This is a genomic window from Ralstonia flatus (assembly GCF_958439105.1).
GTDB classification, from domain to species: domain Bacteria; phylum Pseudomonadota; class Gammaproteobacteria; order Burkholderiales; family Burkholderiaceae; genus Ralstonia; species Ralstonia flatus.
Window position 1 is genome coordinate 643,641 of the sequence record NZ_CAUDLI010000003.1, and the last position, 21,033, is coordinate 664,673.

Annotated in this window: 20 protein-coding genes; 13 read left to right on the plus strand and 7 right to left on the minus strand. The window is 66.2% G+C overall.

Annotated features, from left to right (window positions below; all coding sequences use genetic code 11):
* Positions 1–233 precede the first annotated feature (233 nt).
* Positions 234–1,478, plus strand: a complete 1,245-nt coding sequence (locus R2676_RS10050) for a saccharopine dehydrogenase family protein (RefSeq protein WP_206275743.1) — start codon at positions 234–236, stop codon at positions 1,476–1,478.
* Between the two features lie 30 nt (positions 1,479–1,508).
* On the opposite strand, the gene R2676_RS10055 is transcribed toward R2676_RS10050, so the two are convergent.
* On the minus strand, positions 1,509–2,558 hold the full coding sequence (locus tag R2676_RS10055) for an AI-2E family transporter (RefSeq protein ID WP_206275744.1): 1,050 nt from the start codon (positions 2,556–2,558) through the stop codon (positions 1,509–1,511).
* Positions 2,559–2,812: 254 nt separating this feature from the next.
* Here R2676_RS10055 and R2676_RS10060 point away from each other — a divergent pair, with 254 nt between their 5' ends.
* The 3 genes from R2676_RS10060 to R2676_RS10070 all read left to right on the plus strand — a co-directional run bounded on the left by R2676_RS10060 (position 2,813) and on the right by R2676_RS10070 (position 6,035).
* The gene (locus tag R2676_RS10060; protein ID WP_206275787.1) at positions 2,813–3,094 is read left to right on the plus strand and encodes an antibiotic biosynthesis monooxygenase family protein; all 282 of its coding nucleotides are present in this window, start codon (positions 2,813–2,815) and stop codon (positions 3,092–3,094) included.
* A 326-nt stretch (positions 3,095–3,420) separates the two neighbouring features.
* Positions 3,421–5,178, plus strand: a complete 1,758-nt coding sequence (locus R2676_RS10065; protein WP_206275788.1) for a diguanylate cyclase — start codon at positions 3,421–3,423, stop codon at positions 5,176–5,178.
* A 188-nt stretch (positions 5,179–5,366) separates the two neighbouring features.
* Complete coding sequence (locus tag R2676_RS10070; protein WP_206275745.1) at positions 5,367–6,035, plus strand: glutathione S-transferase family protein; 669 nt, start codon at positions 5,367–5,369, stop codon at positions 6,033–6,035.
* Between the two features lie 48 nt (positions 6,036–6,083).
* Here the strand turns inward: R2676_RS10070 and R2676_RS10075 are convergent, their stop codons facing one another.
* On the minus strand, positions 6,084–7,886 hold the full coding sequence (locus R2676_RS10075; protein WP_206275746.1) for a methyl-accepting chemotaxis protein: 1,803 nt from the start codon (positions 7,884–7,886) through the stop codon (positions 6,084–6,086).
* A gap of 228 nt (positions 7,887–8,114) precedes the next feature.
* On the opposite strand from R2676_RS10075, the gene R2676_RS10080 reads away from it, so the two are divergent.
* Positions 8,115–9,221 carry an S-(hydroxymethyl)glutathione dehydrogenase/class III alcohol dehydrogenase gene (locus tag R2676_RS10080; protein WP_102064616.1) on the plus strand — a complete coding sequence of 369 codons (1,107 nt, stop codon included), beginning with the start codon at positions 8,115–8,117 and terminating at the stop codon, positions 9,219–9,221.
* Positions 9,222–9,243: 22 nt separating this feature from the next.
* Entirely contained in the window at positions 9,244–10,107 is an 864-nt protein-coding gene (gene fghA / locus R2676_RS10085; RefSeq protein ID WP_206275747.1) for an S-formylglutathione hydrolase, read from the plus strand.
* 18 nt (positions 10,108–10,125) lie between these two features.
* Here the strand turns inward: fghA and R2676_RS10090 are convergent, their stop codons facing one another.
* On the minus strand, positions 10,126–10,617 hold the full coding sequence (locus R2676_RS10090) for a hypothetical protein (protein ID WP_316857096.1): 492 nt from the start codon (positions 10,615–10,617) through the stop codon (positions 10,126–10,128).
* 237 nt (positions 10,618–10,854) lie between these two features.
* On the opposite strand from R2676_RS10090, the gene R2676_RS10095 reads away from it, so the two are divergent.
* The 4 genes from R2676_RS10095 to R2676_RS10110 are packed head-to-tail and all read left to right on the plus strand — an operon-like array spanning position 10,855 to position 14,679.
* Positions 10,855–11,634: a paraquat-inducible protein A gene (locus R2676_RS10095; protein ID WP_206271314.1), complete on the plus strand. Its 780-nt coding sequence runs from the start codon at positions 10,855–10,857 to the stop codon at positions 11,632–11,634.
* Positions 11,631–12,368, plus strand: coding sequence for a paraquat-inducible protein A (locus R2676_RS10100; protein ID WP_206271315.1), 738 nt, complete (start codon positions 11,631–11,633; stop codon positions 12,366–12,368). The genes R2676_RS10095 and R2676_RS10100 overlap by 4 nt, the downstream gene beginning before the upstream one ends.
* The gene (locus tag R2676_RS10105) at positions 12,365–14,008 is read left to right on the plus strand and encodes a PqiB family protein (protein ID WP_206271316.1); all 1,644 of its coding nucleotides are present in this window, start codon (positions 12,365–12,367) and stop codon (positions 14,006–14,008) included. The genes R2676_RS10100 and R2676_RS10105 overlap by 4 nt, the downstream gene beginning before the upstream one ends.
* On the plus strand, positions 14,005–14,679 hold the full coding sequence (locus R2676_RS10110; protein ID WP_206271317.1) for a PqiC family protein: 675 nt from the start codon (positions 14,005–14,007) through the stop codon (positions 14,677–14,679). Before R2676_RS10105 ends, R2676_RS10110 begins: the two co-directional genes overlap by 4 nt.
* Positions 14,680–14,693: 14 nt before the next feature.
* On the opposite strand, the gene R2676_RS10115 is transcribed toward R2676_RS10110, so the two are convergent.
* Positions 14,694–16,157 (minus strand): aminotransferase-like domain-containing protein, encoded by a 1,464-nt coding sequence (locus R2676_RS10115; protein WP_206271318.1) that lies wholly within the window; start codon positions 16,155–16,157, stop codon positions 14,694–14,696.
* Between the two features lie 218 nt (positions 16,158–16,375).
* Here R2676_RS10115 and R2676_RS10120 point away from each other — a divergent pair, with 218 nt between their 5' ends.
* On the plus strand, positions 16,376–16,717 hold the full coding sequence (locus R2676_RS10120) for a hypothetical protein (protein WP_206271319.1): 342 nt from the start codon (positions 16,376–16,378) through the stop codon (positions 16,715–16,717).
* Positions 16,718–16,733: 16 nt separating this feature from the next.
* Here R2676_RS10120 and R2676_RS10125 read toward each other — a convergent pair whose 3' ends face one another.
* Positions 16,734–16,934 (minus strand): hypothetical protein, encoded by a 201-nt coding sequence (locus R2676_RS10125; protein ID WP_027678088.1) that lies wholly within the window; start codon positions 16,932–16,934, stop codon positions 16,734–16,736.
* Positions 16,931–17,236, minus strand: a complete 306-nt coding sequence (locus R2676_RS10130) for a hypothetical protein (protein WP_027678089.1) — start codon at positions 17,234–17,236, stop codon at positions 16,931–16,933. Before R2676_RS10130 ends, R2676_RS10125 begins: the two co-directional genes overlap by 4 nt.
* 150 nt (positions 17,237–17,386) lie before the next feature.
* On the opposite strand from R2676_RS10130, the gene R2676_RS10135 reads away from it, so the two are divergent.
* The gene (locus R2676_RS10135) at positions 17,387–17,974 is read left to right on the plus strand and encodes a hypothetical protein (protein WP_206271320.1); all 588 of its coding nucleotides are present in this window, start codon (positions 17,387–17,389) and stop codon (positions 17,972–17,974) included.
* Between the two features lie 138 nt (positions 17,975–18,112).
* On the plus strand, positions 18,113–18,745 hold the full coding sequence (locus R2676_RS10140) for a hypothetical protein (RefSeq protein WP_206271321.1): 633 nt from the start codon (positions 18,113–18,115) through the stop codon (positions 18,743–18,745).
* 54 nt (positions 18,746–18,799) lie between these two features.
* Here R2676_RS10140 and R2676_RS10145 read toward each other — a convergent pair whose 3' ends face one another.
* On the minus strand, positions 18,800–20,983 hold the full coding sequence (locus R2676_RS10145) for a TonB-dependent receptor (protein WP_206271322.1): 2,184 nt from the start codon (positions 20,981–20,983) through the stop codon (positions 18,800–18,802).
* Positions 20,984–21,033: the final 50 nt, after the last annotated feature.

Below are 21,033 nucleotides of genomic sequence, written 5' to 3' on the forward strand. Positions count from 1 at the left end.
GAAGCGCGCGCGCAGAAAATTCCGCGTGGATTTCGTAATGTGGAACGCGCTTTCAGGGGCTGGAGTCGGGCAAATTCACCGACACAGAAGAGCGGCGCGCGTGTCTACTAAGGGATGCGGTCCACACGCTGAGGTTGCTCGGTAGGCTCGGCACCTTCCCTCTTGGTTTGCCGCTAAACGATAGAAGTAGCGCAGGCCAGTGCCTCATCCGCCCAAAGAAAAAGGAAAACTCCATGCCCGCTCCGGACTATGACGTCGTCGTCTTTGGCGCCACCAGCTTTGTCGGCCAGATCCTGGCCCGCTACCTGGCCGAACACTTTTCGGGAGATGCGGAAACGCTGCGCTGGGCCATCGCCGGACGATCCGATGCGAAGCTCCACGAGGTCAAACGTTCACTGGGTGCGGCGGGCGGGCCCGTCCCGATCATCGTGGCAGATGCAGCCAACGAAGCGCAGTTGCAGGCCCTGTGTGCGCAGACGCGGGTGGTGGTCTCCACGGTCGGCCCCTATGCCCTATACGGCGAGCCGTTGATCAAGGTCTGCGCCGAAAGCGGGACGGACTACTGCGACCTCACCGGCGAGACGCAGTGGATCAAGCGCATGATCGGCAAATATGAAGCGACGGCGCAGCAGTCCGGCGCGCGCATCGTGCATTGCTGCGGGTTCGACTCGGTGCCGTCGGACATGGGCGTCTACTTCCTGCAGCAACACGCCATGCGGCAATGGGGGACGCCGGCCACGCAGGTGAAGCTGCGCGTCAAGACGCTAAAGGGCGGCGCATCGGGCGGCACGATCGCCAGCCTGATCAACGTCGTGCAGGAAGCCGCAGCCGACCCCGCCTTGCGCAAGGAGCTGGCCGATCCCTACGCGCTCTGCCCCAAGGCCCACGGCTTCACGGCGCGCCAGCGCTCTGTCCGGGGCGCGGCGTTCGATGCCGATTTCGATGCGTGGATTGCGCCTTTTGTCATGGCGGCCATCAACGAGCGCGTGGTGCACCGCTCCAACGCCTTGTCCGGCAATGCCTATGGCAATCCATTCCTCTATGACGAAGCGGTGATCACCGGGCACGGCCTGAGCGGCCGCATGAAAGCCATGACGATGGTGGCTGGCCTGGGTGCATTCATGCTGGGCATTGTCATCAAGCCCGCTCGCATCGTGATGCAGCGCTTTCTGTTGCCCAAACCCGGCGAAGGCCCCACGCCGGCCGCGCAATTGGCAGGCCGCTACGACCTGCGGCTGTTCGGCCGAACCGATCAAGGCAACACCTTGCGCGTGAAGGTGACCGGCGATCGCGACCCGGGCTACGGCTCGACCGGCAAGATGCTCGGTCAGGCCGCTGCCAGCCTCGCGCTGGACCACGTGAAGGACGGCATCAAGACGGGGCGACCAGGCGGTTTCTGGACGCCGGCCACGGTGTTCGACGAACGCTTCATCGAGCGCCTGACGCGCCACGCAGGTCTGCGGTTCGAGCGCATATGAGCGGGACGCGCCGCCCATTCGGCCGAAGCCTCATTCGTTCTGCCCGCGCGCAAAGATGTCCCAGCTGGCCATGAACAATGCGGCGACCAGCGGCCCGATCACGAAGCCGGTGATGCCGAACAGCTCCATTCCGCCCAGGGTGGAGATCAACACGACCCAGTCGGGCATCTTGGTGTCCTTGCCGACCAGCAGCGGGCGCAGCAGGTTGTCGACCAGGCCGATCACGCCGCCGCAGAACGCGACGAGGATCACGCATTTCCAGATCGCCCCCACCATCAGAAAGTAGACCGCGACCGGAATCCACACGAGGCTCGCGCCAATCGCCGGCAGCAGCGACAGGAACGCCATCAGCGCGCCCCACAGCACCACGCCGTCAATGCCAAGGATCCAGAAGATCAGCCCGCCGAGCGCGCCCTGCACCAGCGCCACGGCAATGTTGCCTTTGACGGTGGCGCGCACGACGGTCGTGAACTTGCTCAGCAGCAGGCGCTTGTGCTCTTCGTCCATCGGCAGCGCGCGGCGCACGCGGCGGCCGATCTCCGTGCCATCGCGCAGCAGGAAGAACACCATGTAGAGCATCACGCCAAAACCCACCACGAACTGGAACGTGTTCTGGCCGATGCTCAGCGCCTTCGTGGCGGCAAACTGGCTGATCTGCGCAGCGCCGTCGGCGAGTTTTTTCTGGATGCCGGCAATGTTCGTCAGGCCCGCTTTGGCAAGCAGCTGCTGCACCCACGTCGGCAGCGCATGCACCGCTTCAGACAGGTATCTGGAGTAGTTCGGCTGCGCGCTCTGGACCTCCTGATAGGCGACGCCGATTTCCTGCACGATGGTCGCCGCCACAAAGATCACGGGCAGGATCACGATGAGGATGATCAGCGTGAGCGTGGTGAGCGCGGCCAGGTTGCGCCGCTTGCCCATGCGGGCGACGAGCGCGCGCTGCACGGGCTGAAACAGGATCGCCAGGATGACACCCCAGAACACCGCGCCAAAGAACGGCGAGAGGATCCAGCAGAGCCCGAGCGTGACGACAAACAGCAGGAGGGAAAAGAATTTCTGGTGGCCGTTTCCGCTATCCATGGATTGCTTTCGCTTGAAGGTGACGTCTGAACAGCCCGAGCAGGATCCGGGCCAAGGCAATGAAATCCGAGTATGCCCGCCCGGCCGCTGTTGTCATAGGGGCCGCGGGCGGGCAGACAGACGTTTGGAAGCCAACCGAACGTGGGCGCCCGCGCATCAAACAACCCCAATGCAGGCCAGGTGATGGCGAAACCGATTGCCGGCTATAGTCTGCTCACCCATCCAACCGAACGGAGCACAACGTGGTATTCGAAATGGCCCACATCGACATTCTCGTCGGCAAGCAGCGCGAGTTTGAAGCCGCTGTCCAGCAAGCCCTGCCGCTGTTTGCGCGCGCCAAGGGCTGCCACGGCGCCGAGCTGCACCACATCGTCGAGCGAGACACCAGCTACGTGCTGCTGGTGCGCTGGAACACCGTGGAAGACCACATGGTCGATTTTCGCGAGTCCGACGACTTCCAGGAATGGCGCAAGCTGGTGGGGCCGTTCTTTGCCAAAGCGCCGGAAGTCGTGCACTCCGAGGTGGCGGTGAAGTAATCGTCCTCAAGATCATTCGACTCCCAACCGGGGGCACGGGGTGCGCTGCGCTCGCGAGCGCATCCCCATTCCGCCCATGCCGAGGCAACCGAACTGCCCGGTCTCGTTTCGGCATTGCGGGCTGACCATCCCGTAAGAATCCTTTTGCATTTGTTTGCAGTCTGCCCCGTGGGCGAGGGTCCAATGGCGCGGTAAAGATGCGCCCGATGCTGCCGTTAGCCAGACATGCGTGCTGCGCGCGGCAACGTGCGTGGGCGCGTGTGCAATCCATTCACAACTGCCCGCCAAGACGCTCCACCCCTCCGTTCATGTCTTCAGAAACGTCGATGGACCGGCGCTTTGGTGCCTGCGTCGCCATCGTCCTCGTTCCGGTGCTGTCGTTGTCGTGCTGGCTGTTGGGCTACGCATGGCTGGGTTACGGCCGCGCCGACGATGCGGCGCGCAGCGTCCAGGCGTTGCGCCTGGCGTTGCTGGCCATGGAGAAGGTATCAGCCGAGCGCGGCCCGACCAACGGCGTACTGGGCGAAGACCTACCGCTGCCGCCCGAGCGCAGCGCGGCCCTGCAACGCATGCGCGCCGCCAGCGACGAACACGTCGCCCGGCTGCTCGACGCGCTGGGCCCTGAACATTGCCCCGGCTGTGAGGCCGACATCAACGCAGCGCGGCGCGCCCAAACGCATCTGGCCGCTGCCCGCGCCAACATCGACCGCCTGACCGCCCTGCCCCTGCGCTCCCGCAGCAGCGACGCGCTGGCCGACGGCGTCGGCCGCATGATCGCCGTGATCCCGGAATTCCTGCCCATCGTCAACGCGCGCACGGCCAACATCACGCGCGGCGACCCAGACGTGCTGAACTGTCTGACGCTCGCCCGGCTGGCGGCAGATCTGCGCGAATATGCGGGCCAGCTCGGCTCGCGCTTTACCGGTGCGCTGGCCATGCGCCGCGCGCTCACGTTTGAAGAGCAGCTCGCCATCGAACGCACGCAGGGCCGCATCGACCAGCTGCGCAGCATGATAGAGACCCGCGTGGCAGCGCCGTCTACCTTGAACGAGCGTGCCGTCGCCACGCTCGGGGCGCAGTACTTCGGCGATGGGCTGCGCTACGTGGCCGCCGTGCGCGCCAAGGCCAGCCAGGCCGGCGGCGTCGATATCACGCCCGCGGCATTCGCCGAGCGCTACGTGCCCACGATGCGCGCCATCACGGATTTCCGCGACATCGTGATGGGCCTGGCGGACGACGACATCCGCGAACACCGGCGCGAAATGCTGCTGGTGCTCCTGGGCTCGGCGGGCGCGGTGGTGTCGGTCCTGGGCGCGCTGGTATGGATGACGCTCTCGTTCCGCCGCGACGTGGTGGGGCCGTTCGTCAACGCTACGCGGCTCATCGACGGGATCGCGCGCGGCAATCTGAGCGTGCACATCCCGACCAGCTTTGCGCGGCGAGAAATCCGCGCGATGTTTGAAGCGATCCGCGTGCTGCGCATCAACAGCATCGAGCGCCGCAGGCTGGAGGTGGAACGCGCGCACCTGATGCAGGAACTCGCGCGCATGGCCGAGACCGATCCGCTCACCCAACTGCTCAACCGCCGCGCGTTTGAAGACCGCGCCAGCGCGATGTGCAACGCCCCGCATCCGAAGGCGCGGCTCGTGGCGCTCATCATGTTCGACATCGACCACTTCAAGCGCATCAACGATACCTACGGCCATGCCGTGGGCGATGAGGCGCTGCGCACCGTTGCCGGCCTGTGCCGCGCCGAGGGCCCGTCCGCCGACATGGTGGCGCGCATCGGCGGCGAGGAATTTGCGGTGATGGTGTGGGCGGATAGCCTCGCACAGGCGCGCGCAGTGGCCGACCACCTGCGTCATCGCATTGCCGAGGTAACGGTGCCCACCGGCACCGATATGCCGTGCCGCATGACGGCCAGCTTTGGTGTGGCGGTCGCGCCCGCCGCCGATGGCCCGAAGCTGGCATCGCTGCTGCGGCGGGCTGACCGTCTGCTCTATGCCGCCAAGCTGGCGGGACGCAACTGCGTGATGACAGACCGCCCGCCCGGCTCGTCAGACCTGACCGTCGCGGCCGATTGATGCGAGGGGCCGCCAGGCCCCCATCGGGACGACATGGCCAGCGCGGCAGCACACGGCTGCTCATGATTCCGCGTCAGAAACCCTGCCGCGATGATGCACCGCCGCAGCGGATTTCCAAGACGGACGCGGCTCCACCGCCTAGAGTGGCAAGCTGTCATCCACCCATTGACCGCACACCGGAGCCGACGATGCCGCAAGACCGCCACCTGATCCTCTACCACTCGCCACGCAGCCGCTCGCGGGGCGCGCGCATGCTGCTCGAAGAACTCGGCGCCGACTACGAGGTGCATGCCTTCGACCTGACCACCGGCGAGCACAAGAGCCCAGCGTTTCTCGCCGTCAATCCGCTGGGCAAGGTGCCGACACTGCGGCACGGCGATGAAGTCATCACCGAGCAGGTGGCGGTGTATCTGTATGCCGCGGAGCTGTATCCGGAAGCCGGGCTGTCGCCGGCGGTGGGCGATCCGCTGCGCGGCGCGTACCTGCGCTGGATGGCGTTTTACGGTGCATGCTTCGAGCCGGCCATTGTCGATCGCTCAATGAAGCGCGAGCCGGCTGCGTATTCGATGTCGCCGTATGGCGACTTCGACGCCATGTTCGGCACGCTCACGGCGCAACTGGAGAAAGGGCCTTACCTGCTGGGCGAACGCTTTACCGCGGCGGATGTGCTGTGGGCAGCGGCGCTCGGCTGGACCACGATGTTCAAGCTCATCCCCGAAACGCCGCTGGTGCGTGGCTACATTGACCGCGTCATGGCGCGGCCCGCCATGCAGCGCGCGCAGGCCGCCGACGTTGCGCTTGCCGAAGCGCAGGACAAAGCAAAGGCCAAGGCAACAAACGCCGCCCCGGCCTCTTGACGCGCAACTACGTACTTCTGGCGTACTGCGTGACTGAACGACTGCGCTTTAGTGCGACAGGCGGAACTGCCCCACTGCCTCGTTCAGGTTGTGGGCTTGTTCCTCGAGCGACTCCGCGGCGGCAGCGGCCTGCTCCACCAGCGCGGCGTTCTGCTGCGTCACCTGGTCCATCTGGTTGACGGCCTGGTTGACCTGCTCGATGCCGCTGCTCTGCTCTTCCGACGCCGACGAAATCTCGCCCATGATGTCGGTCACGCGCTTCACCGCATCGACGATCTCCGCCATCGTCACGCCTGCCTGATCCACCAGCGCCGTGCCGTTGGCGACGCGGTCCACCGAGTCGTGGATCAGCGCCTTGATTTCCTTCGCGGCACCGGCCGAGCGTTGCGCCAAGCTGCGCACTTCGCTGGCCACCACGGCAAAGCCGCGGCCCTGCTCGCCGGCACGTGCGGCTTCCACCGCGGCGTTCAGCGCAAGGATGTTGGTCTGGAACGCGATGCTTTCGATCACGCCGATGATGTCGGCAATCTTCTTGCTGCTCTCGTTGATGCCGCCCATGGTCTGCACGACCTGGCCGACCACATCGCCGCCGCGCGTGGCAACGTCCGACGCCGTCACGGCCAGCTGGCTGGCCTGACGCGCGTTGTCGGCGTTCTGCTTCACGATGCTCGTCAGCTCTTCCATGCTCGATGCGGTTTCTTCCAACGAGCTGGCTTGCTCTTCCGTACGCTGCGAGAGGTCTGCGTTGCCGGCGGCAATTTCCTGCGCGGCCGAGCGCACCGAATCGCTGCCCAGGCGGATCTGCTGCATCACCGCGGTGAGCTTGTCTGCGAAGGTATTGAACGAACGCGCGATCTGCGCGACTTCGTCTTGGCCATCCGACGGCAGACGCTTGGTGAGGTCGCCGCTGCCCGAGCCGATGTCGTCCATGGCATCGCGGATCATCGACAGGCGGCGGAACGCACGTGCCGTCATCGCACCCACGATGAGTGCCGCAACGATGGCCACGCCCACCAGCGCGCCAATCGACGTCATCACCAGCGAGCGCATGCCGGCCGTGGCGTCAGACTTGTCCAGCGCCACGACCAGGCCCCAGTCGGTGCCCTTCACGCCCTGGCGGTAGAGCAGCTTGGGCGCGCCATCCACCGACACTTCCACCGGCTTCTCTGCCTGCGCCAGCGATGCCAGCGTGGCTTCGTTCAGGCCGGCCGACAGATCGGTCGCCGGCTTGAGGGTCAGCTTGTCATTCGGATGCGCCACGATCTTGCCGGCCGCATTCACCAGGAAGCCGAAGCTGGCCTGCGTCGGATGAATGGCCTTGACGTTGGCGATCACGCTGTCCATCGCCACGTCGCCGCCGATCACGCCCTTGAGCGTGCTGCCTTCCAGGATGGGCACGGCGAAGGTCACCACGAGCTGGCCGGTGCTGGCGCTCACGTACGGCGGCGTCACCACGGGCTTGCCCGAATCCACGGCTTGCTTGTACCAGGGGCGGGCGGTCGGATCGTACGTCGGCGGAATGCCTTCGGGGTTGGAGAATTTGTACGACTTGTCGGGATAGCCGACGTAGACGTTGATGAAGCCGCCCGCCTTGTGCACGGCCTTGAAGACGGGGATCGGATCGGCGGACAACGCCACGTCCTGCAGCGACACCATCATCTGTGTCTTGGACGCCACCCAGTCGTCGATGCCCGCAATGTGGCCACGTGCGACGGACTGCAGGTTCTGGCGAATGGACTCTTCGTTGTACGAACGAGTCACGAGATAGTTGAGACCGCCAGCGAAGGTCAATGCGCCGACCACGATGGCAACGCAGGTCAGCAAAATGCGAGTACGGATGGATGCAAGCACGGTATGGTTTCCTACGAAGCCCATGGCGGGGGTTCCGCCATGTAAGGCATGCGGCACGCGGCCCTGTCGGCCTGCCGTCGCACAAGAAACGGCCGTCGTAAGAAAATCTGAAGTCTGATGTGCGGAACATGACGTGGCTGTCACGTTGCCCGAGCAGCCAACGTTCTACAATCGCCCTCCCTACGCTGCCCAGGTCGGGCAGGCTCCACTTCAAGAAAAGGAATGCGCATGAAAACGAAAGCCGCCATCGCCTGGAAAGCCGGTGCTCCGCTCACCGTGGAAGAAGTCGACCTGCAGGGCCCACGTGCCGGCGAGGTGCTCGTCGAGATCAAGGCGACCGGCATCTGCCATACCGATTACTACACGCTCTCGGGTGCCGACCCGGAGGGCATCTTCCCGGCGATCCTCGGCCATGAAGGCGCGGGCGTGGTGCTGGAGGTGGGCGCGGGCGTGACGTCATTGAAAGCGGGCGACCACGTGATTCCGCTTTACACACCGGAATGCCGCCAGTGCAAGTTCTGCCTGTCGCGCAAGACGAACCTGTGCCAGGCGATTCGCGCCACGCAGGGCAAGGGCCTGATGCCGGACGGCACGTCGCGCTTCTCGCTCGATGGCAAGCCGCTGTTCCACTACATGGGCACGTCAACGTTTGCGAATCACATCGTGGTGCCGGAAATCGCGCTGGCGAAGATCCGCCCCGACGCACCGTTCGACAAGGTCTGCTACATCGGCTGCGGCGTGACGACGGGCGTGGGCGCGGTGGTCTACACGGCCAAGGTGGAAGCCGGCGCCAACGTGGTCGTGTTCGGCCTGGGCGGCATCGGGCTGAACGTGATCCAGGGCGCCAAGATGGTGGGGGCCGACAAGATCATCGGCGTGGACCTGAACCCCGCGCGCGAGGCGATGGCACGCAAGTTCGGCATGACGCATTTCATCAACCCCAACGATGTGGAAAACGTGGTGGACCACATCATCCAGCTCACCGACGGCGGCGCAGATTACTCGTTCGAATGCATCGGCAACACGAAGGTCATGCGCCAGGCGCTGGAGTGCACGCACAAGGGCTGGGGCCAGTCGATCATCATCGGCGTGGCCGAGGCCGGCGCAGAGATCAGCACACGCCCGTTCCAGCTAGTCACGGGGCGTGAGTGGAAGGGTTCCGCATTCGGCGGCGCGCGCGGCCGCACGGACGTGCCGAAGATCGTCGACTGGTACATGGAAGGCAAGCTCAACATCGACGACCTGATCACGCACACGCTGCCGCTGGAGCGGATCAACGAAGGCTTCGACCTGATGAAGCGTGGTGAGTCTATCCGCTCGGTCGTTTTGTATTGAACGTTGAAGACGGAGCCCAGCGATGACGATTCCCGTACCGCCACTTGAACTGCTCTCGGAGCATGCTTGCTTTGGCGGCGTGCAGCGCTTCTATCGGCATGCCTCGACCGCGATCGGGCTCCCGATGCGCTTCTCGGTCTACCTGCCGCCGCAGGCGCTGACCGGCACGCGGTGCCCTGCGCTGTTCTATCTGGCCGGGCTGACGTCTACGGAAGAGACGTTCGCCATCAAAGCCGGCGCGCAACGCGTGGCCGCCCGCGAGGGGCTCATCCTGATCGGGCCCGACACCAGCCCGCGCGGCGCAAACGTCCCCGGGGAAGCCGACCACTGGGATTTCGGCATCGCCGCCGGTTTTTACCTGGACGCGACGCAGGCCCCGTGGCGCGAGCACTACCGCATGGAAAGCTACATTGCCGACGAGCTGCACCACATCGCGCGCGTGGCGTTTCCCGTGGCAGCCGGACGCATCGGAATCTTTGGGCATTCGATGGGCGGCCACGGCGCGTTGACGCTGGCCCTGCGCCATCGGGAGCGCTTTGCTTCGGTGTCGGCGTTTGCACCCATCGCGCATCCGTCGGTGTGCCCGTGGGGCATCAAGGCGTTCACCGGGTATCTCGGGGAGGATCGCACCGCCTGGGCGGCGCACGACGCTACGCAATTGATGCGACTGGCCTCATGCCCGTTTCCGGGCGGCATCCTGATCGATCAGGGCGAGGCCGACAAATTCCTCGCCGAGCAGTTGTATCCGGAAGACTTTGCTGCCGCGTGCGCCGCAGCCGGGCAGCCGCTGCAACTGCGCCGCCACCCCGGCTACGACCACGGCTACTACTTCATCGAGACCTTCATCGAAGATCACCTGCTGCATCACGCAGCGCAACTGCGTTAGCAGTAGGTTAGCGGGCGGTTAGCGGCCGCTCCCACCGCCGCTGCCGCCCGCGGCCCCGCCGGCGCCCCCGCTGCCTGCTCCGCCACCGACGCCGCCACCGACACCGCCCGAGCCGGCAGCACCGCCGCCATTGCCCCCGCCCGGCGCGCCCATCGAGCCGCCGGTACCAGGGGCGCCGACCCCGACCCCGCCCGAACCGCCGCCGGTCGTGCTGCCGGTCGAATCGTTCGCACTGCCGCCATAGCCGCCGCTGGAACCCGAGCGCCCTTGCTTGCCGGTGGCATTGCGATTACGGGTGGCGTCCCGGCCGCTGCCCGTCGAACCGCCATTGACGGCGGCGCCCCCCGTGCCCGTGGCGGTTGCGTCGGTGCTGGTACCGCCGGCCGGCGACATGGTGCTGCCACCCGCCGTGCTGTTGGATTGGGCCGCCCCCGTCTGGGCATACGCCGCCGCGGTACCGCCTGCCAGCGCCAGCGCGACTACAAGAGAAGATGCACGGAGATACGTCATGAATGGCTCCTTTGAGGTTGAGGATGTGCCCCTCCAACTCAGCAAGGGCCGTTCCGCCATCACCCGGCGCCATCGTCGAACGCGCTGATTGGCGGGATATTTGCTTGTGACCGTGCGTCAAAATGCGGAAGCCGGCACTCAGCTATACATTCAACCCTGTATGTATAATCGCCTGCCCAACTGTCGGTGCGCCGTCCCGCGTGAATTCAACGCTGGCGCTGCGCCTTCAGCCCGACGATGGAGCTGTTAACCGTGAAATTCCCCTTCCCGCTGCCGCGATCATGGCGCGCAGCGGGCGATGCCCTCGACACCAAGGCCGCCCCGGTCGCGCAACCGCTGCCCGGCGATCCGGATGCCTGGATCGCTTGCGAGCATTGCGACACCCTGCATCGCCACGAAGTCATTGCGCTCGATGAAGAGGCGCACTGCACGCGCTGCGGCGTGAAGCTGTACCGCAACCAGAGCGAGCGGCTGTCGGTGCTGCTGCCGCTGGTGGTGACGGGCCTCATCGTCTACATCGTCGCGAACATCTTTCCGATTGCCGAGATGAACGGCGGCGGCAACCGGCACGCCACCACGCTGTGGGGTGCCATCGTGGCGCTGTATGACTACGACATGCTGTTCGCTGCCGTGCTGGTGGCGCTCACCACGGTGTTTTTCCCGCTGATGTACATGTCGGTGCTGGCGCCGCTGCTCATCGCGCGATGGCGCGGGCGGCAACATCCGGCCGCCGCGCTGGTGCTGCGGGCGGCAGCGTTGATTCGCCCGTGGGCGATGGTCGAGATCTTCATGCTTGGCGTGGTGGTGGCGCTCATCAAAGTGGCACGCATGGTGTCGCTGGAAGCCGATGCAGGCTTGTGGGCGTTTGCCGCGCTGACCGTGTTCCTGACGGTGGCGTTGTCGATCGACCTGCGGCCGTTCTGGCGCGAGATCGGCCTGACGCTGCCGCCGGGCTCGCAAGTGGACGCGCCCACGGGCGTAGATGCCGCCGCGCGGCCTGGGGAGAAGCGCTCATGAGCAGCGCCACCACGCCTGCCTCTGCACAGCCGGCGCAACAAGCCCGCCCGCTGCGCGCCGCCGCGCATGGCCTGGTGACATGCGAGCGCTGCGGCCTGCTGGCGCGCATGCCCGAATCAGAGGCCGCCACGCAAGCGGTGCTGACCCACGAAGACGCGCCCGACGAAACCGCCCCAGCGCCAGTCTGCCCGCGCTGCATGTCGCCCCTGCACGTGCGCAAGCCCGACAGCCTGGCGCGCTGCTGGGCGCTGCTGATTGCGGCAGCCGCCATGTACCTGCCGGCCAACCTGCTGCCGGTGATGATTACCGACACCCTCCTCGGCACGCAGCAGGACACCATCATGAGCGGGATCGTCTACCTCTGGACGTCGGGCTCGTGGCACCTGGCCATCATCGTGTTCATCGCAAGCTTTCTCGTGCCGTTGGCCAAGCTCGGCATCCTCGCGGTGCTGTGCCTTTCGGTGCAGCAACGCTGGCACTGGAACCCGCGATTGCGCACGCGCCTGTATGCGCTGGTCGAGATCATCGGCCGGTGGTCGATGCTCGATGTGTTTGTGGTGACACTGCTCGCAGGTCTTGTGCACCTGTCGACGCTGGCCATCATCAAGCCCGGCCCTGGTGTCGGCCCGTTTGCCGCCGTGGTGGTGCTGACCATGTTCGCCGCCCGCTGTTTTGATCCCCGCCTGATCTGGGACGTCATCGACGAGCCCGATCCCGAAGAGACCGATGTATGACCGACCCCGTCGATAACGAAAACATCCCGGCGCCGCGCCGCACGAAGCGCAAGCGCTGGCTGCCCTCGCTGATCTGGCTGGTGCCGATCGTGGCGCTCGTGGTGGGCGCCACACTGATGGCGCGGGTGATCCTGGCGCGCGGCGCGCAGGTCACCGTCACGTTCAACTCGGCCGAGGGCATCGAGGCCGGCAAGACGCGCGTCAAATACAAGAGCGTCGATATCGGCGTGGTCAAGGCGGTCGGGCTGACCGACGACCGCTCCGGCGCCGTGGTGCTGATCGAACTGACGCATGACGGCAAGGCGTTTGCCGCATCGGACACGCGCTTCTGGGTGGTGCGCCCGCGCGTGGCGGCCGGCAGCATTTCGGGGCTCGGCACGTTGCTCTCCGGCGCCTATATCGGCGTGGACGGCGGCCGCTCGCAAGAGAAGAAATCCGCCTTCAGGGGCCTGGACACACCGCCGGCCATTTCGGCCGACGCGCCCGGCAAACAATTCACGCTGCACGCACCCGACCTGGGCTCGCTCGACATCGGTGCGCCGGTGTATTTCCGCCGCGTGCGCGTGGGCCAGGTGACGGCTTACGACATCGACGCCGACGGCAAGGGCGTGACGTTGCACATCTTCGTCAACGCGCCGTTCGACAAGTTTGTGGCACGCGGCACGCGGTTCTGGAACGCCAGCGGCATCGACCTCAAGCTCGACGCCAATGGGCTGAAGGTCGATACGCAATCGCTGCTGACCGTGGCGCTCGGCGGCATTGCGTTCCAGACCCCCGAAGAAGCCGATCACGAACCGGCTGCCTCCGACGCGCAGTTCCAGCTCGTGCGCAACGAAACTGCAGCACTGAAGGATCCGGAACACCTGTCGCAGACCGTGGTGATGTACTTCCACCGCTCGCTGCGCGGCCTCAACGTGGGGGCGCCGGTCGAGTTCAAGGGCATCAACGTGGGCGAGATCAAATCGATCGGCATCCACTACAGCAAGAAGCGCCACGAATTCGTGCTGCCCGTGACGGCCACGCTGTACCCCACCCGCTTCGGCATGGACATCCGCGACGACAATCCGCAGCACGCCGCCGAAGACGTCCGCACGCAGTTCGACGTGCTGGTGAAGAACGGCATGCGCGCGCAGCTGAAGAGCGCAAGCCTGCTGACGGGCCAGCAGTTCGTGAACCTCGACTTCATCGACGCGGCCGATCGCGACAAGACCCCGCCGCGCTTCGGCATGCGCGATCGTGACGGTGCGTACGTCTTCCCGACTGCCGACAACCCGACCGACGACATCGAGGCGCAGATTGCCGGCATCGCCAAGAAGCTCAACAAGGTGCCCTTCGAGCAGATCGGACAGGACGTTCACCGCACGCTGACCACGCTCGACGCCACGCTCAAGCAGACCGAGCAGCTGGCCAAGACCGTCAACAGCGACCTCGCTCCGCAGATGAAGGAGACGCTGGCCGAGGCGCGCCGCACGCTGGATTCTGCGCGCCAGGTCTTCTCTGACGATGCCCCGTTGCAACGCAATGCGCGCGATACGCTGGAACAGGTGGCCAAGGCCGCCGCGTCCGTGCGCGTGCTGACCGACTATCTCGACCGCCACCCGGAAGCGCTGATCCGCGGCAAGGCAAAGGACGCGCAATGATGCCGATGCAAACGACGATGCTGTCTTCCTCTCTTCGCCTGGCGAGCGCCGCTGCCGCTGCCGTTGCTGTGCTGCTTGCAGCGTGCGCTTCGCCCGAGCCGACATTGCATACGCTGTCGGTGCGGCCCGAAAGCGCGGATACCGGCCGCTTCCAGCGCGCCTTCCGCCTCTCGGGCGTGCGGGTGCCCGATCGCCTGGACAAGCCGCAGATCGTTTTGCGTACGTCCGACAGCGAAGTGGTGGCGCTTGAGCAGCAGCGCTGGGCCGCGCCGTTCGGTTCTGAACTGCGCGATGCGCTGTCTGCGAACCTGGCGACGGCGCTGTCGGCGGTGGACGTCGGGAGTGCAGCTGCCCCGGCGGGCGTACCGCTCTACCGCATCGGTGCCGAGATGCGCAGCTATGACGCGCGGCCCGGACAAGGCGTGACGGCGCTGGTGACGTGGCGCGTATCGCGCGACGCGGCCAACCAAGGGGCGGCGCCCGCAGCCCTCACCTGCCAGACGACGCTGGCCCTGCCGGTCAATGGGCAAGCCGCGGGTACGGATTCAGAGGCTGGCGTGAACGCGGTGGTGTCGTCCACGCAACGCCTCGTGCAGCAGTGGTCGCAACAGATTGCGCAAAGCGTGCAGGGTCTGGAAACCCCTTCCGCGGTGCCGGCGTGGTGCCGGTGAGGTGAGGCGATGCGTCAGCGCTCGGCCAGTTCCTGCGTGAGCCGGCCGAGCGTGGCCAGCGCAGCTTCAAGGTTGGCCGAAGGCGGCAGCCCGAAACAGATGCGGAAGAAATGATCGAAGCGATTCAGGTTCGAGAACATCGTGCCCGGCGCAATGCGGATGCCCTGTGCCAGCGCCGCATCGAACAGTTCCATCGACGACACGTTCGCGGGCAACTCCACCCACATCGCCAACCCGCCTGACGGCACCGACAACCGCGTGCCGGCGGGAAAACATCCCGCAATCGACTCAGCCATGCGTTCGCGCTGTTCGCGCAGCGTCTGACGCAGCGTGCGCAGGTGACGGTCGTACGCGCCGGACGCGATAAAGCGCCCCGCCAGCACCTGCGACCACGAATCGTTCGGCCGCGACTGCGCAAACTTCAGCATCTGCACGCGCCCCTGCCAGCGGCCCGCGGCCATCCAGCCCAGGCGCAGGCCGGGCGCCAGCACCTTGCTCAACGACGCGCAATAGATGACGTTGCCCGTGCGGTCCCATGCCTTGAGCGCCTTGAGCGGCGTGGGGCTGTCGCCGAGGGCGCTATACGTATCGTCTTCAATCAGCGCGATGCGGTTGGCGTCACAAAAGGCGGCCATGCGGCGCTTGGCGGCGTCGGGCATGATGCTGCCGAGCGGATTCTGCAGATTGGGCACCACCACCACGGCGCGAATGTTGCCGTACGCCTGCACCGCCATCTCGAGCGCTTCCAGCGACATGCCGGTGCGCGGGCTGGTAGGAATTTCCACCGCGCGCATGCCCAGGCTCTCCAGCACCTGCAGCAGCCCGTAGTAGGTCGGCGATTCCACCGCCACCGTATCGCCCGGCTGCGCCACGGCGCGCAATGCCAGGTTCACCGCCTCGATACAGCCGTGGGTGACGATCACATCGTCCGGCGCGACCTGCACGCCCATGTCGAGCGCACGCCGCGCCACGGCGGTCTGCAGCTCAGGATGACCGTTCGGGATGACGGCCTGCGTCAGCAGCAACGGATACCGCCGCAACACCTGCGACGCGATCCGATTGAGCGCCGCTGCCGGATACAACGCAGCCGCGCCGCTTGCGCCGGATAGATCCACATGCACCGTGGCTTGCTGCCCGCGCGCCACGATGGCCGACACGCGCGCATGCACGCCCACATAGGCCGCCGGATCCGGCGTCGACACCTCGGGTTCCTTCACCGGCGCCAGCAAGGCCCGGCGCGGTTGCCGCACAAAGTAGCCAGAACGTTCGCGCGCTTCGAGCCAGCCTTCCGTCTCCAGATGCCGGCATACCTGCAGCGCGGTCGACAGGCTGACGGCGTGCGTGCGCATCAACGTGCGCACGGACGGCATGCGCTCGCCCGGCGCCAAGACCCCGCTGCGGATCGCGCCGAGGTAATGATCGGCAAGCGTGCGATACAGCGGCTGCGCGGACGGTGGAGTCAACTCGGTGACGGACATGGCGGCGAGGGGCGGCGGAGGGCGGCAACAAGCGGCAAGGAAACGTGTCCAGCACATCATGCCGGCAAGACCGCGACCGCAACAGATACAGACAACGCCAAACTGTACCGCAACAGATTGTCACGAGCGCAGGGGTGTTGCGGCTGAAGTTGCGTTGCTCTGTGTCTGTTGGCGCGGGCGTGAGGTGCCTACGCTGGAGCCATGTTCAGGAGATCGACATGACTGCGACGACACCCGCATCCGAACCCGAATGGCTGGCCCTGAGCCGCGGCCAGAGGGGCCTGCAGTGGCTGGCCGCCGGCACCACGCTCGTGGCACTGGAGGGCACCTTGCGCCTCGAGCCGCCGTCGCGTTGGGGTGCCGCTGTGCGCTATACCCTGAGCGCTGGCCACGCGCATGTGGTGGAAACCTCAGGGTGGTGGCACCTGCATGCCGATGCCGGTGTCAACGCGCACCTGCGCATCGTCGTGCCGACGCTTCGGACACAACGCAGCGCGTGGCCGGGAATGTGGCGGTGGCTGGCCCACTGGATTCAGCCGCGCCAGACATCGCGCGGCTGAATCCACGGCGGAACCGTCAGCCACGCTCGCCCGGCTTCGGGCTCGGCGCGCCAGGACGTTTCCCGTCGTCCGGGCGGATCGAAGCGTTTTCGAAGTCGCCCGGGTCCTCCTCGCCTACGCCGCTTTCGCTCGGGATGGCCGGTGCAACGGGCCGGGCGGCGTCGCCCGAAGGCGCCTTGGCTTTGTCGTTATCCCGGGGTGAATGGGTGCCGCTCATGGCTGTTTCCGGCTGTTCTGGTGCTGCCCCAGGCGCTGCTGGTTTTGCGGCATCTGCCCTTCCTGTGCGGCGGCACGGCCATCTTCGGCCGGCACCGGCATCGGGCGCTTGGCCGACTGGTCGGTGCCGTGCTGCATGGACGTACGCTCGGCGCGGTCGGATTCAGCGCGCTCCCGGTTGCCACCGCGCCCTTGCTGCGCCTGCGCGTTGTGCTCGCCCTTTTTGCTTTCGCTCTTTCGTTCCCCCGCTTTTTCTCCCGCCTGTGCAGCGGGCTTGTGCGGTTGCTGTGCGTGTTGCTTCATCGTCAGCCTCCTGATTTCGGTTACGGGCAGCTCGCCCGCGTCGAAGGGGTCGCAACGAGCGTGCCGCAAACTGCTGCGCGCGCGCAGGTATCCGCCTTGCTGCATTCGCTGTGTCGCGCCTTGGCGCACAAGCACGCATGGAGAATCCACATGGCAACGAGCAACCTGTATCGCACCGGCGAAGCACCCGCACAAACCGGCAAGGGCCACGGCACCGATGCCCTCGGCCCCTCCGACAGTTCGGACTCGGGCAGCGACGTGGTCGGCGGCCCGGGCCTGGGCAGCGACGTTGAAGATCGCTTTGACGACGATCCCGCGGTCCACCCACACGGCAACGCGGCCAACCGCACAGCAGGCGCGGACCTCGGCGACGTCAATCTCGACAGCGACACCGACTCGACCGGCACGGGCGAGCGCCGCGCGGCCGGGCACGAACCCGTCATACGCGAAGGCGGCGACCTGATGCCGGACGCCATACGCGACCTGCATGACCCGGACGTCGACACCCCCATCGACGACGAGAACTTCGAGCACGCCACAGGCCTGGCCGGTGAAAACGATGACGCGGATGCCCCCGACGCCGTCGAGCTGGACGAAGCGCCGATCGACCCGCAACCCGGCAGCCGTGATGTGCCGGTGCAATCGCCCACCGGCGGCGGCACCGACTGGTCTGACAACATGCGCCGCAGCCGCCCAACGTACAAGGGCAAGCGCGTGCCGGGCCAGCATCGCAGTTGAGCCGGCTCGGATGCATGCGGACCGCGCCTGCACGCCAGCGCGGTCCGGTCTAGACTGGCGGCTGCCCAGCGCGGCGCAGAGATGCGCGCATGCTGGCCCGCCGCGCCCACGTTTGGGTGAATCTCACGCGCTTGCTCAATGACACGTCTACGCTTTTCGGCCCGTACTGCCGCAGCCGTCGCTCTTGTGACTGCGGTCCTTCCACTCGCCGCATCCGCGCAAAGTACCGCTGCGCCCACGCGCGTGCGGGCCACCATCAATGCGGTCCACAGCACCGCTGTCGACGTGACCGACACGTCCGGCAACAAGGCCACGGTGACGCTGCCGGTGGACATCAACGTCACGCAGGTTGCGCCGATCGAGCCGTCGGCCATTCGCGCCGGCAGCTATATCGGCACGGCCGCGGTCAAGGAGCCGGACGGCACGCTGCGTGCGCTGGAAGTCCATGTGTTTCCGGAAGCCATGCGCGGCACCGGAGACGGTCACCGGCCTTACGACCTCGGGCCGAACAGCAGTATGACGAACGGCACGGTCGAACAGGCAGGCGCTGTCACCGGTGCGCAGGGCCGCACGCTGTCGGTCAAATACAAGGATGGGGAGCAGCGCATCGTGGTGCCGCCGCAAGTGCCGATCGTCACCTTCGAGCCGGGTCGGCGCGATGACCTGAAAGCCGGCGCGCACGTCGTCATGTTCGTGCGCGCCGATGCGCAGGGCACGCTGGTCGCGCAGCGCGTGCTGGTCGGGAAGGACGGGATGGTCCCGCCCATGTGATGACGATTTGATGGATGGGACATCGGGCCAGCCACATGTGCTGGCCCGATTTGCTTAGAACGGCTTGCTGACCGACAACAGGAACGTACGGCGCGGCGCAAACTGCGGCGCCCCCACGCCGATGCCCGTGCCATCGCGCAGCTGGTAGCTGCGATCGAAGATGTTCAGCACGGTCAGGCGGGTCTTGAACTTGCCCAGCGTCGGCACGTTGAAGTCGCGGGCCGCGCCCACGTTCATCTGCCAGTAGGCCGGCAGGTGGTCGGAGTTGACAAAGCCGCGACGCAGGCCGGTGCCGAACAGCGCATCGGCCATGTAGGTCGTGCCGGCGTACTTGTACGACACCCCGGCAGAGGCCGCCACACGCTGGTCGTGATCGAGATTGACCCAATGGTTGTTGATGTAGGCCAGCTCGTCGGCACCAAAGTTGAACTGTCCGGTCTCGATACCCTTGCCCTGCGCGCGCGACACCGCCAGGTTCAGATACGCCCCGAAGTTGCCGTTGCGATAGTTCGCGCTGCCTTCCAGGCCGTAGATGCGGCCACGCTCGTAGTTGAACGCCGAGTACAGCAGCGCGTTGCCGAACTGCCCTTCGTCCTGCAGGTGACGCACGTCGCGGTAATACGCATCCAGACCCAACGTCAGGTGCGGCGTGAGCTGGTGCGAAATCCCCAGATCAAAGTAGTTCGAGCGCTCCGACTTGACCGCCGTGTTGGCATCCGACGGCAGTGCGTTGGTCGTGCCGAGGAAGCTCGCCACCGAGGTGCTGTCAAACTTCTCGGTCGGCGGCGGCGTGAAGTAGCGCGCGTAGCCCGCATGCACGCGGGTGCGCGGCGTCAGGTCGTACGTCAGGCCAAGGCGCGGGCTTAGTTGCTGCTCGCTGACGATGGTGTTGACGCGGTCGTAGCGTGCGCCGTAGTTGACGGTGAGCTTGTCGGTGGGCTTCCACTCGTCCTGCAGGTAGACGCCCATCGTCGTGCCGGTGTCGCTGTGGTTGTCGACGATGGTGATGGGCGTGCCGCTGGTCTGCGCGCCGCTGTCGTCGGCGGGGAACACGCTCGAGGTGTTGTCGGTGCCGAAGCGCTCGCGCTGCACGAACACGCCGGCGCGCAGCGTGTGCTTGTCATTGAGCTTGTAGCTGGCGTCACCCTGCAGGCCATAGGCCTGGTTGCGGCGGGTGAGGTCGGCCGCAACGCCGTTATAGACCAGGTCGCCAATCGGGTCGGGCGTGTAGTCGATGCGGCTGGAGCGGCGGAACACCGACACCTGGTAGTCGAGCTTGGGCGACACCTTCTGCTGATACGTCAGGATCTGGAAGTCGGTCTTCTCGCGCTGATTGGCGTTGAGCGCTTCGGACGCCGGCGCCACCGCGCCATCGAGCGTGAACTGCGGCGTCAGGCCCGGGCGCGTCGGAATCTGGAAACGGCCGTTCGACGTGCCGAACATGAAGCTCACGCGGCTGTCGTTGTCGAGCAGGTACGAGAGCATGCCGAACGACTTGTTTTGCGTGGTGTGGTCGTGCGTGGCGTTGCGGTTGCCCGTCGGGTTTTCAATGCCGAGGTTGTTTTCCAGGAACACGCCCGACAGGTAATAGCTGAAGCGGTCTTTCGTGCCCTGGATCTGCGCATTGACCTCGTGCGTGGCATTGCTGCCCAGCACCGTGCCGATCTCGCCGCCGAAGGCCTTCGGCTCGCCGTCTTCGTCGGCAGACGCGCCCTTGGTGGTGATGTCGACAATCCCGGCGGTGCGGTAGCCGTATTGCGCCGGCAGCGCGCCGGTCAGCACGTTGATCTGGTTGGCGAAGCGCGTATCCAGCATCTGCCCGAAACCGCTGATCGGCTCCGGAACGATCACGCCATTGATACGGTATTGCAGGTTGGAGTGATCTCCGCGCACGTGCAGTTGCCCGTAGGAATCCTGCACCACGCCCGGTGCCTGCAGCAGCACCTGGTTCAGCGGCGTGGCATCGCCCAGCGGCAGGCGGGCAATGTCATCGGTGTCGAACTTGTAGACGGAGCTGCCGGTGTCCGGCGACAGCGCATTGCGTGCGGCATCCAGGCGCTTGGCCGTGACGCGGGTTTCGCTGAGATCGCGCACGTTGGTGGCGGGTGCCGTCGTGGCGGGCGTGGAAGGCGTGGCGGCCAGCGGTGTGGCCTCCTGAGCCAGGGCGGAAACCGAGGCGACGGACGGCAGGACGGCGGCAAGCGCCATCACCAGCTTGCGGGGCTGGAACGGAATCATGGAAAAACCTTTGAATCGAGCGGATGCGTTAAACAGCGGCACGCGCATGC